Source organism: Cellulomonas oligotrophica (assembly GCF_013409875.1).
GTDB lineage: Bacteria > Actinomycetota > Actinomycetes > Actinomycetales > Cellulomonadaceae > Cellulomonas > Cellulomonas oligotrophica.
Map to the genome: position 1 here is coordinate 3634426 of NZ_JACCBK010000001.1, position 13926 is coordinate 3648351.

18 protein-coding genes are annotated in these 13926 nt (G+C 73.9%); 10 read left to right on the plus strand and 8 right to left on the minus strand.

Annotated elements, in window-relative coordinates:
• Positions 1-37: 37 nt before the first annotated feature.
• Positions 38-1519, minus strand: a complete 1482-nt coding sequence (locus BKA21_RS16495) for a P-loop ATPase, Sll1717 family (RefSeq protein ID WP_373308200.1) — start codon at positions 1517-1519, stop codon at positions 38-40.
• Position 1520: 1 nt separating this feature from the next.
• Here BKA21_RS16495 and BKA21_RS16500 point away from each other — a divergent pair, with 1 nt between their 5' ends.
• The 3 genes from BKA21_RS16500 (at position 1521) to BKA21_RS16510 (ending at position 2959) form a co-directional block, all read left to right on the plus strand.
• Positions 1521-1883, plus strand: a complete 363-nt coding sequence (locus tag BKA21_RS16500; RefSeq protein WP_306458098.1) for an HAD family hydrolase — start codon at positions 1521-1523, stop codon at positions 1881-1883.
• 103 nt (positions 1884-1986) lie between these two features.
• On the plus strand, positions 1987-2424 hold the full coding sequence (locus BKA21_RS16505; RefSeq protein ID WP_140460063.1) for a hypothetical protein: 438 nt from the start codon (positions 1987-1989) through the stop codon (positions 2422-2424).
• 88 nt (positions 2425-2512) lie between these two features.
• On the plus strand, positions 2513-2959 hold the full coding sequence (locus tag BKA21_RS16510) for a hypothetical protein (RefSeq protein ID WP_140460064.1): 447 nt from the start codon (positions 2513-2515) through the stop codon (positions 2957-2959).
• Between the two features lie 45 nt (positions 2960-3004).
• Here the strand turns inward: BKA21_RS16510 and hisN are convergent, their stop codons facing one another.
• From hisN to BKA21_RS16530, 4 genes are all read right to left on the minus strand, one after another.
• Complete coding sequence (gene hisN, locus BKA21_RS16515; RefSeq protein ID WP_140460065.1) at positions 3005-3799, minus strand: histidinol-phosphatase; 795 nt, start codon at positions 3797-3799, stop codon at positions 3005-3007.
• Between the two features lie 91 nt (positions 3800-3890).
• Entirely contained in the window at positions 3891-4955 is a 1065-nt protein-coding gene (gene rsgA / locus BKA21_RS16520; protein ID WP_140460066.1) for a ribosome small subunit-dependent GTPase A, read from the minus strand.
• The gene (gene aroA, locus BKA21_RS16525; RefSeq protein ID WP_140460067.1) at positions 4955-6265 is read right to left on the minus strand and encodes a 3-phosphoshikimate 1-carboxyvinyltransferase; all 1311 of its coding nucleotides are present in this window, start codon (positions 6263-6265) and stop codon (positions 4955-4957) included. Before aroA ends, rsgA begins: the two co-directional genes overlap by 1 nt.
• 28 nt (positions 6266-6293) lie before the next feature.
• Entirely contained in the window at positions 6294-6830 is a 537-nt protein-coding gene (locus BKA21_RS16530; RefSeq protein ID WP_140460068.1) for a DoxX family protein, read from the minus strand.
• 125 nt (positions 6831-6955) lie between these two features.
• On the opposite strand from BKA21_RS16530, the gene BKA21_RS16535 reads away from it, so the two are divergent.
• Positions 6956-7795, plus strand: coding sequence for a sigma-70 family RNA polymerase sigma factor (locus BKA21_RS16535; protein WP_306458099.1), 840 nt, complete (start codon positions 6956-6958; stop codon positions 7793-7795).
• A 20-nt stretch (positions 7796-7815) separates the two neighbouring features.
• On the plus strand, positions 7816-8109 hold the full coding sequence (gene rsrA / locus BKA21_RS16540) for a mycothiol system anti-sigma-R factor (RefSeq protein ID WP_140460287.1): 294 nt from the start codon (positions 7816-7818) through the stop codon (positions 8107-8109).
• Between the two features lie 94 nt (positions 8110-8203).
• Here the strand turns inward: rsrA and BKA21_RS20380 are convergent, their stop codons facing one another.
• Positions 8204-8278, minus strand: coding sequence for a 50S ribosomal protein bL37 (locus BKA21_RS20380; protein ID WP_099052597.1), 75 nt, complete (start codon positions 8276-8278; stop codon positions 8204-8206).
• Positions 8279-8442: 164 nt separating this feature from the next.
• Between BKA21_RS20380 and BKA21_RS16550 the strand changes: the two genes are divergently transcribed.
• From BKA21_RS16550 to BKA21_RS16570, 5 genes are all read left to right on the plus strand, one after another.
• Positions 8443-9531: a type IV pilus twitching motility protein PilT gene (locus BKA21_RS16550; RefSeq protein WP_203793503.1), complete on the plus strand. Its 1089-nt coding sequence runs from the start codon at positions 8443-8445 to the stop codon at positions 9529-9531.
• 36 nt (positions 9532-9567) lie between these two features.
• Positions 9568-10113, plus strand: coding sequence for a TetR/AcrR family transcriptional regulator (locus tag BKA21_RS16555; RefSeq protein WP_140460070.1), 546 nt, complete (start codon positions 9568-9570; stop codon positions 10111-10113).
• 131 nt (positions 10114-10244) lie between these two features.
• Positions 10245-11333 (plus strand): SDR family NAD(P)-dependent oxidoreductase, encoded by a 1089-nt coding sequence (locus tag BKA21_RS16560; protein ID WP_140460288.1) that lies wholly within the window; start codon positions 10245-10247, stop codon positions 11331-11333.
• Positions 11334-11453: 120 nt separating this feature from the next.
• Positions 11454-12323 carry a DUF4097 family beta strand repeat-containing protein gene (locus tag BKA21_RS16565; RefSeq protein WP_140460071.1) on the plus strand — a complete coding sequence of 290 codons (870 nt, stop codon included), beginning with the start codon at positions 11454-11456 and terminating at the stop codon, positions 12321-12323.
• Positions 12323-12922 carry a PadR family transcriptional regulator gene (locus BKA21_RS16570; protein ID WP_140460072.1) on the plus strand — a complete coding sequence of 200 codons (600 nt, stop codon included), beginning with the start codon at positions 12323-12325 and terminating at the stop codon, positions 12920-12922. Before BKA21_RS16565 ends, BKA21_RS16570 begins: the two co-directional genes overlap by 1 nt.
• Before the next feature lie 6 nt (positions 12923-12928).
• Here the strand turns inward: BKA21_RS16570 and BKA21_RS16575 are convergent, their stop codons facing one another.
• Together BKA21_RS16575 and BKA21_RS16580 are read right to left on the minus strand one after the other, a co-directional pair.
• Entirely contained in the window at positions 12929-13531 is a 603-nt protein-coding gene (locus BKA21_RS16575) for a GDSL-type esterase/lipase family protein (RefSeq protein ID WP_140460073.1), read from the minus strand.
• Between the two features lie 244 nt (positions 13532-13775).
• Positions 13776-13916, minus strand: coding sequence for a hypothetical protein (locus BKA21_RS16580; RefSeq protein WP_170209087.1), 141 nt, complete (start codon positions 13914-13916; stop codon positions 13776-13778).
• Between the last annotated feature and the right edge of the window lie 10 nt (positions 13917-13926).

Here is a 13926-nt window from a genome sequence, read left to right on the forward strand (position 1 = left end):
CGATTGAGATCATCGGCTTCCTCAAGATCTCCGGTTGCTACCCGTTGGCTGCTCCGCGCGAGTATGGAATGTTGAAGGCATACATCAGTCCCCGATGCAACTGCCAGGGGCCCGTGCGCTTGAATTTGTAAGTATCGCGTCGGTGATAGAACTGGATGTAGCCGGTATTTCTATCATAGTTTCCGATGAGACCCGCCATGAAAAGAAACTCGGCCAGTTCCGCCGTCTTATCGACTTCGAGGCCCGATGCAACTACAGATTTCCCGAGGTCATCTCTTGTAACTTCACGTGCCGACGGCAGGGACGAGAGCAACTCCTCGAGATGCTCGGCGATGTCGCTCTTGAGGAGTCCTGTAGCTTCCGCTTTCACGGTCGTGAGGAGATCGCGAGACGCGAATGTATCCACGGCGGAACGAATCCGGTCTGACGTGACATATCCCCCCGGCGGGACTTCTTCCTGGAGTCTCCGCATGAGCATCGTCATCTCACGTGGAGTCGACCGCGTGGATGTGAGGATGTACTCGATAGTCGGTATGTTTCGCGGCTTCGAGCTCCGCAGTCCGACGCTGACATGCGGAGGAAAGTGTTCGAACAGCGCATCGGGCGTGATCTCGGCCTTAGCCGCCAGGTAGTCCCACAGCGGGCTGTCCCGCGGTTCGGTCTGCTGCGAGCCCCAGTCGACAAAGAGCGCAGAATCGCCGGCAATCTTGTCCGAATCAGCGAAACTGATTCGACGGAAGACGTCGCTTCGACACATCACAAAGAAGCGCAGGGAGGACCGTGCCGAGATCAACTTGTGATGGAAGTCCTCGCCCACGCGTAGAAGCGCCGCCAGCGTGAGCCAATATGCCGGATTATGTCCGATGATCCGGTCGAGCCCATCGATGGATAGGACGAAGTGATTATCGGATTGCGCGTTGAGCACCAAGCGTTCCAGCGATTGCCCCAGTGCCGAGACTGGGACCTCTTCCGTTTGCTTGCTGGCCGTCTCGCCCGTAAGGAGCCCTTTTAGGGACAGGGAGATCTTGTTCTCTCGAACTTTCCGGAGGACGGACGGAAAGTCGCTAGTAGCTAGACCGGCGTTACGCAGCCGCTTGGCCAGGTCGAGGGCCTGTGGGTCGTTTGCAAGAGAGCTACTTTCGTCTGACAGGAGCATCTCAAAGAAGCGAAGGGAAAGAAAGAGGCGCCAAGCTGCATCTGTAATGCCAGTGGCCTGGTCTGATACCAGTTTCTGCGTGATAGAGGCAAGGGGGCTCACGCCTGGAGAGACTTCATCAAGATTCAGAGTCTTTGCGAAGACGTGGGCTTTGCCATGCTTTTGTTGAAGATGGAGACGGATGTACTCGCTTGTGGCGGTCTTGCCTGCCCCTTTTGGCCCCACGAGAAGGAAGAAGTCTTTGCGACCGAGGCGATTGGCGATGTTCCATCGGTCGTAATAGTTCTTCAGGAATCGGCTCGGGTCCTGCGCAACTTCCGTCTCAGCGGAAGCCTGGCCAAAGTACAGGTCTCGGAACATCACCTTGCCCAAGGCTCGCCTCCCCCGATCGTCCGGCACCATCCTGCGTCGCGTCGCGGCGCTTGAGTTCACCCGTCCGGCAGTGAACAGCCCTTGTGGGGGTGTCGGCAAGCCCGACCCGCGGGTGTTCGTCGAGGCGTGCCGCCGGCTCGGCACGGATCCCGCGCGTACGGCGTACGTCGGCGACGAGCTCGACGTGGACGCGCGCGCCGCGGCCGCGGCGGGGCTCGTCGGCGTCTGGGTCGACCGGCCCGGTCCCCGGCGCGTCCCGGTCACGGACGAGGACGTCGCCGCGGCCCGTGCCGCGGGCGTGCACGTCGTGCGGTCGCTCGACGAGCTGCCCGAGGTGCTCGGCCTGCACCCCTGAGACGGCCCGGGTGCGGGCGCGGCGTGCAAGGGGCGCCCGTCCCGCGACACAGACGGGGCAGCAGGGTGGCGGGATCGTCGTCGCCCGCCACCGGGAGGCCGACATGGACGTCCGAGACCGGAACCGCGCCACGCTGCTCGCCGCCGGCGTCGTGGCCGTCGCCGCCGCGTGGAGCGCCTTCGTGCGGGCGGCGGCGGGTGCGGCGCTGCACCCGGCCGTCGGCTGGGCGACGAGCGTGGACGTGCGCCTCGACGACGCCTGGCCCGACCGCGAGGGTCTGACCGTCGACGTCGAGTGGCCGGCGGGCAGCGGCGCCAGCGTCACGCCGGGGCACGCGCCCGGGCCGCGGTGGCAGGGCGTGGCCGCCGCGCTGCCCGGTGGTGGGGTCACCGTGGTCGTCCGCCGCGGGGGCACGGTCGTGCACCGCGTCCCGCTCGTGCTGCGCCCGCACGCGGCCGAGACGGCCGCGGGACGGGCCGTCGTGGGACCGATGCGCGCCCGGGCGACGGTCGCGGTGCCGGCCGGCCTCGTGCCCGCCTGACCCTCGCGCCCGCCCGGCACCGACCTCGCGTGCCGGCTCGGTGGGTGCGGGACATCGGGTGTCGGTGGGGCAGGGCAGGATGCGCGCCATGGGAGTGCTGTGCGACTACTTCGTGGCCCCGTCCGACGCCGATGCCGTGGCGACCCTCGACCGCGTCGGCGGTCCGGGCCGACCCGGCGCGGACGGTGCGCCGGCCTGGCCGACGCTCGATGCCAAGGGCATCGACCCGTTCGTCACGGCGGGGACGCTCGAGCAGATCGTCCTGGGGCTCGACGAGGAGGTCGACGACCCGGAGCCGCTGGCGACGACTGACGGGGGCGAGGGCATGGTCGTCCCCGTCTCGCCCCGCCTCGTCGCCGCCCTGGCGGCGGCCGACGACGCCGCGCTGCGGGACGCCGCCCAGGCCTGGTCCTGCACCGAGGAGCTCGCGGCGTCGACGGCGGAGGACCTGCTGCCGGTGGTGCGTGGCCTCGCGGACCTCGCGCGGCAGGCCCGGCAGACGCGCGCAGGGATGTACTGCTGGGTCAGCGTCTGACGGCGACGACGTGCGCGGGCCCCGGGCGGGAGCGGGACCCCGGCCTCAGCGGCGCCCGACGAGCGCGTGCACCTCGTCGTGCAGGAGGCCGTTGGTGACGAGCGCGTCGCCGCCGTGCGGGCCGGGCGTGCCGTCCAGCGACGTGAACCGCCCACCGGCCTCGACCACGACCGGCACGAGCGCGGCCATGTCGTAGAGCTCGAGCTCGGGCTCCGCGGCGATGTCGACGGCGCCCTCGGCGAGCAGCATGTACGACCAGAAGTCCCCGTACGCCCGGGTGCGCCACACGCGCCGGGTCAGAGCCACGAACGCGTCCAGGCGCCCGCGCTCGTCCCAGCCGGACAGGCTCGAGTACGACAGCGACGCGTCCTCCAGGCGGGCCACGGACGACACGTGCAGCCGCGTCGCCGCGGACAGGGACCGTCCGGTCCAGGCGCCGGAGCCCTGCGCCGCCCACCAGCGCCTGCCCAGCGCGGGGGCGCTGACCACGCCCAGCACGACGTCCGGGCCGTCCATCAGGGCGATGAGCGTGGCCCACACGGGCACGCCCCGCACGAAGTTCTTGGTGCCGTCGATCGGGTCGATCACCCACCGGCGACGTCCGTGCCCGGTGTCGTCGCCCTCCTCGCCGTGCACGGCGTCGCGCGAGCGCGCCCGGGCGAGCTGGCCGCGGATGAAGTCCTCGGCGGCCCGGTCGGCGTCCGTCACGGGGCTCAGGTCCGGCTTGGTGTCCACGCGCAGGTCCAGCGCGCGGAAGCGCGACATGGTCAGGGCGTCGACCTGGTCGGCGATCACGAGCGCCAGCCGCAGGTCGTCGTCGTACCCGGTGTGCAGGGCCATCTCGCTCCTCGTCGCCGTCGTCGCAGGTCACCGTACCGGTGCCGACGCGCCCGGGGTCGTGGCGGCGCGCAGGCCGGGACGCTCGCCGGCGTCAGCGGGGGCGGTCGGGCGCGTCGGCGTCGGTGGTGCCCAGCCGGCTGAGCAGGAGGCGACGGAACGAGGACAGCCGCGCGGCCCGTGCGGCCCGGGTCTCGTCGTCGCCGGCGGCCTCCACCCACTCGTCGAGCGCGCAGTCGGGCGAGCCCTCCAGGTGCGTGCAGCCGCGGGGGCACTCCTCGGCCACCGCGGCCAGGTCGGCGAACGCGTGCAGCAGGTGCGCGGGGTCGACGTGCGCGAGGCCGAAGGAGCGCACGCCCGGGGTGTCGACGACCCACGTCGGCTCGCGCGTGCCGGGGACCTCCAGCGCCACGGCCGACGTCGAGGTGTGCCGGCCGCGGCCGGTGACGTCGTTGACCCGGCCGATGGCCCGGCGCGCGTCCGGGACCAGGGCGTTGACGAGCGTGGACTTGCCGACGCCCGAGTGCCCGACGAGCACCGAGATCTCGCCGTCGAGGCGGTCGCGCAGCGCGTCGAGGCCGACGATCGCGCCGTCGTCGCCGCGTCGGGTGACGACGACCTCGACCCCGATGGGCGCGTACATGGCGGTGAGCTCGTCGGCGGACGCCAGGTCGGCCTTGGTCAGGGCGAGGACGACGTCCATGCGGGCGTCGTACGCGGCGGCGACGCACCGGTCGATCATGCGGGTGCGCGGCTCGGGGTCGGCCAGCGCGGTCACCACCACGAGGGTGTCGGCGTTGGCGACGATGACACGCTCGACGGGGTCGGTGTCGTCGGCGGTGCGGCGCAGCACGGTGCGCCGGTCGCCGATCCGCACGATGCGCGCGAGCGAGCCGTCGTCGCCGCTGGTGTCGCCGACGACGTCGACGCGGTCGCCGGGCACGACCCGCTGGCGGCCCAGCTCACGGGCCTTCATGGCCAGCACCCGGGTCTCGTCGGAGCCGCCGGGGTCGACGAGGACGGTGTACCGCCCGCGGTCGACGGCCACGACCATCGCGGTGCGTGCGTCGGCGTGCTCGGGGCGCTGCTTGGTGCGCGGCCGCGAGCCCTTGCCGGGGCGGATGCGGACGTCGCGCTCGTCGAAGGCCCGTGCGGGCATCAGGCGTCGGCCCCCGCGCGGACGGCGCCCGGCGTGAGCATCGCGGCCCACAGGTCGACGAAGCCCGGCAGCGTCTTGGCCGTGGTCGCGACGTCCTCGACCTGCACCCCGGGCACCCGCAGACCCACGAGCGCGCCGGCGGTGGCCATGCGGTGGTCGGCGTACGAGCGCCACGTGCCCGCGCGCAGCGGCCGCGGGGTGATGACGAGCCCGTCGGAGGTCTGCTCGGCCTGCCCGCCGAGCCGCGTGATCTCGGCCGAGAGGGCGGCCAGGCGGTCGGTCTCGTGCCCCCGCAGGTGCGCGATCCCGCGCAGCCGGGTCGGGGAGCCCGCGTGCACGGCCAGGGCGGCGAGCGTCGGGGCGAGCTCGCCGGCGGCGCGCAGGTCCAGGTCGACGCCGTGCACCTGACCGGTGCCCGTGACCGCGAGCACGTCGCCGTCGAGGCTCACCGACGCCCCGAAGCGCTCGAGGATGCCGGGCAGCAGGCCCCCCGGCTGGGTGGTGGCGGACGGCCAGCCGGGCACCCGGACGGTGCCACCGGCGATCATCGCGGCGCACAGGAACGGTGCCGCGTTCGACAGGTCCGGCTCGACGCGCAGGTCCCGCGCCGCGACGGGGCCGGGCTCGACGCGCCAGATCTCGGGCCGCGAGTCGTCGACCGTCACGCCCGCCGCACGCAGCACCGCGACGGTCATCTCGATGTGCGGCAGGCTCGGCAGGGTCGTACCGGTGTGCCGCACCGTCAGCCCCTGCTCGAACCGCGACGCCGCGAGCAGCAGCCCGGACACGAACTGGCTGGACCCCGACGCGTCGACGTCGACGTGCCCCCCGGCGACCGACCCGCGCCCGTGCACCGTGAACGGCAGCCGCCCCGGCTCGCCGTCCTCGTCGACGCGCACGCCGAGCCCGCGCAGCGCCTCGAGCACCGGCCCCATGGGGCGCAGCCGCGCCTGCGGGTCGCCGTCGAACCGCACCGGGCCGTCCGCCAGCGCGGCGACGGCGGGCAGGAACCGCATCACGGTGCCCGCGAGGCCGCACGCGACGTCGACGTCCCCCCGGACCGGGCCGGGCGTGACGACCCAGTCGGCGCCGTCCTCGTCGACCCGGGCGCCCAGGGCCCGCAGCGCGTCCGCCATGAGGCTGGTGTCGCGCGAGCGCAGGACCCCGCGCAGCCGGCTCGGGCCGTCGCCGAGGGCCGCGAGGACCAGGTAGCGGTTCGACAGCGACTTCGAGCCGGGCACCTCCACCAGCGCGTCGAGCGGGCCGTCGGCGAGCGGCGCCGACCAGGTGGGGGTGCTCGGGGTCGTCATGCGCCCAGGCTAGCGAGGCCGTGCGCGCTCACGCCGTGGCGTCCGCGCGGGCCTGGGCGAGGCGGGCGCGGTCGGCGCGCGCGTGCTGGAGGCGCCACGCGACGCCGGGGCGCCCCTCGAGGTCGATGCCGGCGAGCAGCGCACCGCCGGTGAACGCCACGGCGCGCACGAACCGCTCGGTGCGCTCCTGGCGGGCCTGCGGCGTCAGGGTGCGCCGCCCGCCGACCGGCAGGTCGACGAGCGCGAGGGGCAGCGTCAGCCCGGCGAGCGCCAGCGCGGCGGTCCGCGGCGCACGGCCCACCGCGAGCATGGCGGCCGCGACGACGACCGCGGCGCCGTGCGCCTGCACGGCCGTGGCCATCTGGGCGTCCGTCAGGCGGCCCTCGAGCACGTCGGCGACGGGGCCGCCCACGCCGGTGCGGGCCTTGGCGGGCACGCGGTCCGCGACGGCGGCCACGCCCTCGCGCGCGCGGCGGGCGTGCGCGGCCGGGTGGCGCAGGGCGTCCAGCCCCTGGGTGAGGAACCACGAGGCGAACAACGGACGGGCGACGCGGCGCAGCAGCACGAGAACCTCCTCGACGTCCCGGACCAGGACCGGGCACGGTGATCGCCTCCACGCTAGTGCGGCCCGGCGCGGACGGCCGGTCGGGCGCGGGAATGCGGCACCGGCGCGTCCGTGTTGTGGCCCCCATGAGCTGTGCCGTGGCGACCCGGGACGACGCGACGACGTCCGTCGTCCCCACCCCCGACCCCGCCGTCCTCGTGGCGGCGCCCCTGCGCGTGCCCGTGACCCGCATCGACGTCGCCGCGGCCGCCGTGCCGGTGGGCCTCGGTGCCGCGCCCAGGGCGTCCGCAGGTGGCTCTCAGGTGAGCGGTCTAGGCTCGTGGGCGATGAGCGAGGACCTGCCCACGGGCACCACGAGGGCTCCGGAGTCGGAGGACGACGCCGCGCGCACCGACAGGTTCGAGGCCGAGGCGCTGGTCTACCTCGACCAGCTGTACGGCGCCGCGCTGCGGATGACGCGGAACCCGGCCGACGCCGAGGACCTCGTCCAGGAGGCCTTCACCAAGGCGTTCGCGGCGTTCCACCAGTACCGACCGGGCACGAACCTCAAGGCGTGGCTGTACCGGATCCTGACGAACACCTACATCAACACCTACCGCAAGAAGCAGCGCGAGCCGCAGCAGTCGCGGTCGGAGGAGATCGAGGACTGGCAGCTCGCGCGGGCGGAGTCGCACACGTCGCGCGGCCTGCGCTCGGCGGAGGCCGAGGCGCTCGACCACCTGCCGGACTCGGACGTGAAGGACGCCCTGCAGCGCATCGGCGAGGACTTCCGCATCGCGGTCTACCTCGCCGACGTCGAGGGCTTCGCCTACAAGGAGATCGCGGAGATCATGGGGACGCCGATCGGGACGGTGATGTCCCGTCTGCACCGCGGACGTGCACAGCTGCGCGAGCTGCTGTCCGACTACGCGCGCGAGCGCGGCCTCGTGGCCGCCGCGCCGACGGGGCCGGAGGCCGGGCGGTGAGCGCGCCGGGGGAGGGGCACGTGGAGCCGCAGCAGGCCGCCGACCCGTGCGGGGCAGGGCTGCCGTGCGACGAGGCCGTGGCCCGGCTCTGGGAGTACGTGGACTCCGAGCTCGAGGTGCTGGACCGTCAGCGCGTCGAGGAGCACCTCGCCGAGTGCACGCCCTGCCTGCACGAGGAGCAGCTCGAGGTCGTCATGAAGGCCCTCGTGCGGCGCTGCTGCGAGAAGGAGCAGGCGCCCGCCGAGCTGCGGCTGCGCATCCACGAGCAGATCACCGTGATGCGCCTGCAGGTCGTGCCGACCGACGAGGGCTGACGCGCCCGCACTGCCGAGCAGGACGGCGCGAGCACGACGAAGGGCCCCGGAGCGTGCTCCGGGGCCCTTCGTGACGGGTGCTGCGCGCCGACGCTCAGGCGTTGGGGCGCTTGCCGTGGTTGGCAGCGTTGCCCTTGCGGGAACGACGCTTGCGGCCGCGCTTGCTCATGAGATCGATCTCCTCGTTCATCTGGTGCGCACGCGCGAGACGTCGACGCACCGGGTTCTCGCCGACCATCGTCCCACAGGTCAGGGGTGCCGTTCGCACACGCGGCACCCGACGCACCCCTGCACCGCTCAAGTCCGGGGTGCCGGTGGCCGATGTCTGAGGTCGTGAGCGAGCCGATCCAGTCCGTCGTCCCCTTCCTGCACGCGCTCGTGAGCACGCACGGGTCCGACCTGCACTGCAAGGTCGGCTCGGCGCCGCGGGTGCGCGTCGACGGACGCCTGCGCCGCCTCCAGGCGCCCGACCTGTCGCCCGACGACACGGCGCGCATGCTCGAGGAGGTGCTGCCGCACGACCTCGTGGACACCTTCCGCGAGACCAAGGAGGCGGACTTCGCCTACTCGCTGCCCGGCGTCGGCCGCTTCCGCGTCAACGCCTACCAGGCGCGCGGGACGTACGGGCTGGTGTTCCGGCGGGTGTCGGTCGGCGCGCAGTCGATGACCGAGCTGGGCCTGCCCGAGGTCGTCGGCGAGCTCGCGCTCGAGCCGCGCGGCCTCGTGCTCGTCACCGGGCCCACGGGCTCGGGCAAGACCACCACGCTCGCGTCGATGGTCGACCTCATCAACACGTACCGCGAGGTCAACATCGTCACGATCGAGGACCCCATCGAGATCCTGCACAAGGACAAGAAGGCGATCGTCTCCCAGCGCGAGGTCCGCCAGGACACCGCGGACTTCACCGTGGCCCTGCGTGCGGCGATGCGCCAGGACCCGGACGTGATCCTCGTGGGCGAGATGCGCGACGTCGAGACGGTCCGCGCGGCCCTGTCCGCGGCCGAGACCGGGCACCTGGTGCTCTCGACGCTGCACACCATCGACGCGGCCGAGACGATCAACCGCATCGTCGACTTCTTCCCCCCGCACGAGCAGAAGCAGGTGCGCATCGCCCTGGCGCAGTCCCTGCGCGGCATCGTGTCGCAGCGCCTGGTGCGCCGCGCCGACGGCAACGGGCGCTGCTCCGCGGTCGAGGTCATGGTCAACACGGGCCGCACCGCCGAGGCGATCGTCGAGCCGCAGGAGAACCCGCCGCTGCTCGACCTGATCCGCGACGGCGACTTCTACAAGATGCAGACGTTCGACCAGCACCTGTTCGGGCTCGTGCGCGACGACGTCATCACCTACGACGACGCGCTCGCGGCCGCGACGAACCCGCACGACCTGACCGTGGAGCTGCGCGGGGCCGGGCTCGTCGCCTGAGCATCTGCCCACGCGGGCGTCTCGTACGCTGCGGGCATGGCGGGTGAGGCGGCGCGGACGCGCGACCGGGTGCACGGGTCGGCGACGCGGCTGTTCGCCGCGCACGGGTACGCCGGGACGTCGGTGCGCCAGATCGCGGCGGACGCGGGTGTCGACCCGGCGCTGGTGATCCGGCACTTCACGTCGAAGGAGGCGCTCTTCCTCGACACGATGCACCTCGACCTCGGGCAGCCGCTGGACGAGGGGCCGGTCGGGACGCTGGGCGAGCGGTTCGTGCGGTACCTGCTCGACGCCGACGACCACGTGCGGGGCGTCTTCCTCGCGCTGGTGCGGGCGAGCGCGCTGGGGCCGGTCGGGTCGAGGCTGCGCACGGTGCACGAGGAGCTGTTCGTCGCACCGCTGCGCGCCCGGCTGGAGGGCCCCGACGCGGACCTGCGCGCCCGGCTGGCGGGTGCCCTGGTCGGGGGGCTGCTGTACGCCCTGTGGGTGGCCGAGGACGAGGTGCTGCGCGCGGCCGACCCGGACCTGCTGGCACGCACGTACGGCGGGCTGCTGCAGGGTCTGCTGACCCCGCAGGGCTGACCGGCGCGGCCCTCGGCCGCCCGTCGGCGCGCGAGTCAACTTAGTTGACTACGGGCGGCGCGCGGGTGACCATCGCCGGGCACGCAGCGGTCGCGGGCGTCGCGGCCGGCGTGCGCGTCGGAAGGACGATGATGGCCACGAAGGACAAGGCGCTCACCGCGAGGTCGTCGGTGGGGACCTGGCTCGACCACCCCGTCGGCGGGCCCCTGCTGCGTGCGATGCTCGCCGAGAACGGGCGCGACGCCGGCGACCTGCGACCGGTGCGGATGTTCTCCCTCCAGCGCCTCGTCGCGCTGAGCAAGGGGCTGCTCACCCAGGAGGTCGTCGACGACCTCGTGCGACGCGCCGAGGCGGGTGACGTCCCGCCGGGCGGCGTGCCGTCCGACGACCGGGCCGCCGGGGCGGCCGGCGACGGGGCGCACGACGACGTGCCGCAGGACGACGTGCCCGAGGCCGAGCCGTGGGTCGAGCGGGTCACGCCCGGGCGGTTCGCCGGGCAGACGGTCGTCGTCACCGGTGCGGGGTCGGGGATCGGCCGGGCGACCGCCTCGCGCGTGGCCCGCGAGGGCGGCCGCGTGGTGGCCGTCGACCTGGTCGCGGCCGGGCTGGACACGCTCGTGGCCGAGCTGCCCGCCGCGGACGTCGTGCCCGTGCAGGCCGACATCACCGACCCGGCCGGCGTCGGGGCAGTCGTCGCCGCCGTGGACGGCCGCGTGGACGCGCTCGCGAACGTCGCCGGCGTGATGGACGACATGACGCCGCTGCACGAGGTGCAGGACGCCGTGTGGGAGCGGGTGTTCGCGGTGAACGTCGACGGTGCGTTCCGCCTCACCCGGGCGCTGCTGCCGCTCATGCTCGCGGCCGGTCGGGGCTCGGTGGTGAACGTCGCCTCGGAGGCGGCGCTGCGGGGCTCGGCCGCGGGGGTGGCGTACACGGCGTCGAAGCACGCGGTCGTCGGCCTGACGCGCAGCAGCGCGCACATGTACGGACCGTCCGGCGTCCGGGTCAACGCGGTCGCACCCGGCCCGGTGCTCACCGGGATCGAGAGCCGCTTCGCCTCCCCGCTGGGCCGCGAGCGGATCGGCGTCGCGATGGCCGCCATGCCGGCGGTGGCCGAGGCCGCCCAGCTCGCGGCGTCGATCACGTTCCTGCTGAGCGACGACGGCACGAACGTCAACGGGGCGGTGCTGCCGTCGGACGGCGGCTGGTCCGTGGCCTGACCGCGCGGCGGGCGGCCGCACCGGTCGCCCGCCGCACCGGCCGGTGCGGGAGTCTTGCCGGGTCGAGCGACGCGACATATCGTGAGTGGACCACACGACATATCGCATGAGGAGGACGTCATGGCGTCGGAGTCCTGGGTCGTCGCCGGCCCGCAGGTGATCGAGGTCGAGGACGTGCGCTCGCTGCGCGTCGGGCTCGTGGGCGGGCGTGTCGACGTCGTCGCGCACGCGGACCCGGCCGCCACGGGCGCGCGGCTCGAGGTGCACGGCGTCGACGGGCGTCCGCTCGAGGTCGGGCTCACGGACGGCGAGCTGCGCGTCGGCTACGCGTTCACGCTCGGCGGCTGGGAGGGCTTCGTCGAGAAGTTCCGCAACTTCCAGGACAAGGACCGGGCGGACGTGCACGTCGCCGTGCCCGCCGCGGTGCTCGCGCGCATCGGCACGGTCAGCGCCGACGGGCTCGTGGCCGGGCTGCGCGAGGACGCGCACGTCTCGACCGTCTCGGGCTCGATGGTCGTCGACGACGTGCACGGCCGGCTGACCGTGCACACCGTCACCGGCGAGGTCGTGGTGCGTGCGCACGTCGGCGACCTGCGGTTCCAGACCGTCTCGGGCGAGATCGCGGCCTCCGGCGACCTCACGCTCGTCCAGGGCAGCGCGGTCTCGGGGGCCGTCTCGCTCGACGTCGGCGCCGGGACCTCGTCGCTGACCGTCACGACGGTCGCGGGCGACCTCACCGTCCGGGTGCCCGACGGCGCGGGTCTGCAGGTGCGGGCGCAGTCGGTCTCGGGGCGCCTCGTCGTCGACGGCGTCGAGCACAAGGGCACCGGGCCCGGGCAGCGCACGGTCGACGTCGACGCGGGCGAGGGCGGCTGCTTCCTCTCGGCCACGACCGTCACCGGGCACGTCACGGTGCTCCGCTCGCACGCGGCCGCCGCCCCGCAGGACGCCCCGCAGGACGCCCCGGTCCCGACGGGGGGTGACGCCTGATGGTGCAGGTCTTCGCCCACGGGCAGCTGCGCCTCTACCTGCTGGCGCTGCTGGAGGACGGGCCCCGGCACGGCTACGAGCTCATCACGGCCCTGTCCGACCGCTTCGGCGGCACGTACCGGCCCAGCGCGGGCACGGTGTACCCGCGGCTGTCCCGCCTCGAGGAGGAGGGGCTGGTCGTCCGCACCGACGAGGGCCGCAAGGCCACCTACGCGCTGACCGACGCGGGCCGGGCCGAGCTCGACGCGCGCCGCGGCGACCTGGCCCACCTCGAGGAGGAGATCGCCGAGACGGTCCGGCGGCAGGCGACCCAGGTGCGCACCGACGTGCAGGCGGCGATGCGCGAGCTGCGCGCCGACCTCGCGGCGGCCGCGCAGCGCGCGCGCGACACGGCGACGCCCGGGGTGCCCGACCCGGGCCGGGCGGCCTCGCACCGTCGTCGCGTGGAGGCCGAGGCCCTGGTCCGCAGGTTCGTCGACGAGGTGCGCGCGGACCTGCGGGTGGCCGACGCGCGCGACGGCGTGGACGAGCTGACGGTCGAGACGGTGCGCACCGTGCTCGACACCGCCCTGCGGTCGGTCCGCTCGACGCTGCGCTGAGCGTCCTCAGTCGTCCTGGGGCAGGCCCAGCCACGCGTGCCAGCCGGTGTGCAGCACGAGCCAGGCGATCAGCCCGTACCCGGCCTGGCCCGGCAGGTGGTCCGGCGACGTCGCCATGTCGGCGAGCCACTGGTCGTGCGGCGCCAGCGGCGTGTACGTGTCGACGTACGGCACGCGGCGGCGCGCGGCGACGTCGCCCAGGGCTGCCGAGAGCTCGGCGAGCCGGTCGCCCTCGGCCGGGTCGCCGGGCGGCGGGCCGACGACGAACGCGGGGATCCGGCGCTGCTCCGCGACGTCGAGCACGTTGGCCAGGTTGAGGCGGCTGCGCGCCAGCGAGAGGCCGGCGCGCACGTCCGCGCGCCCGACGGCGACGACCAGGCGGTTGTCGGCGTCGGGCGCGAGGCGCCGCGACACCTCGCCGTCCCACCGGCCGCCGAGCTCGGTGCTGGTCTCGCCGGGGACGGCCAGGGTGAGGACGGTCAGGGGGTGCGGGGCGCTCGTGCGGGCGGCCACGCGGCCGACCCAGCCCAGGCCCTTGGGGTCGCCGACGCCCGCGGCCAGCTCGTCGCCGATCACCGCGAGCCGCAGCGGCAGCTCACCCACCCTCATCACTCCCGCCCGTGCCGGGCGCCGGGGGCACCCGGCGCTGGCGACAGTGTCGCAGCACGCCGGGCCAGGAGCCCGATGATCCTGCGGCCCTGTCGCGGATCGGCGCGCAGGGCCCGGTGGGGACCACCCGCACGGGTGACCGGTGTGCTGCGAGTCACGGGCGCGCCGTCATGGTGGCCGGGCGGATCCACGGCTGCCTGCCGCCGGGGCGGGGCGGGGCGGGGCGGGGCGGGGCGGGCTGGCGTCATGCCGGGCGGTCGTCCCAGGCGTGGTGGGAGCGCGGGGGAGGGCGGTGGCCGAGGCCGTCGCGGCGGACGACGAGGGCGAGCGCGACCAGGACGGCCAGCAGCGGGAGGAGGAGCAGGACGAGAGGAAGAAGAGTCATGGCAGAAAGT

Bases quoted from the DNA above. Each gene is read 5' to 3' on its own strand.
- BKA21_RS16505 (WP_140460063.1), top strand. From the start codon at position 1,987: ATGGACGTCCGAGACCGGAACCGCGCCACGCTGCTCGCCGCCGGCGTC.
- BKA21_RS16510 (WP_140460064.1), top strand. From the start codon at position 2,513: ATGGGAGTGCTGTGCGACTACTTCGTGGCCCCGTCCGACGCCGATGCC.
- hisN (WP_140460065.1), bottom strand. From the start codon at position 3,799: ATGGCCCTGCACACCGGGTACGACGACGACCTGCGGCTGGCGCTCGTG.
- rsgA (WP_140460066.1), bottom strand. From the start codon at position 4,955: ATGCCCGCACGGGCCTTCGACGAGCGCGACGTCCGCATCCGCCCCGGC.
- aroA (WP_140460067.1), bottom strand. From the start codon at position 6,265: ATGACGACCCCGAGCACCCCCACCTGGTCGGCGCCGCTCGCCGACGGC.
- BKA21_RS16535 (WP_306458099.1), top strand. From the start codon at position 6,956: ATGAGCTGTGCCGTGGCGACCCGGGACGACGCGACGACGTCCGTCGTC.
- BKA21_RS16555 (WP_140460070.1), top strand. From the start codon at position 9,568: ATGGCGGGTGAGGCGGCGCGGACGCGCGACCGGGTGCACGGGTCGGCG.
- BKA21_RS16560 (WP_140460288.1), top strand. From the start codon at position 10,245: ATGGCCACGAAGGACAAGGCGCTCACCGCGAGGTCGTCGGTGGGGACC.
- BKA21_RS16565 (WP_140460071.1), top strand. From the start codon at position 11,454: ATGGCGTCGGAGTCCTGGGTCGTCGCCGGCCCGCAGGTGATCGAGGTC.
- BKA21_RS16570 (WP_140460072.1), top strand. From the start codon at position 12,323: ATGGTGCAGGTCTTCGCCCACGGGCAGCTGCGCCTCTACCTGCTGGCG.
- BKA21_RS16575 (WP_140460073.1), bottom strand. From the start codon at position 13,531: ATGAGGGTGGGTGAGCTGCCGCTGCGGCTCGCGGTGATCGGCGACGAG.
- BKA21_RS16580 (WP_170209087.1), bottom strand. From the start codon at position 13,916: ATGACTCTTCTTCCTCTCGTCCTGCTCCTCCTCCCGCTGCTGGCCGTC.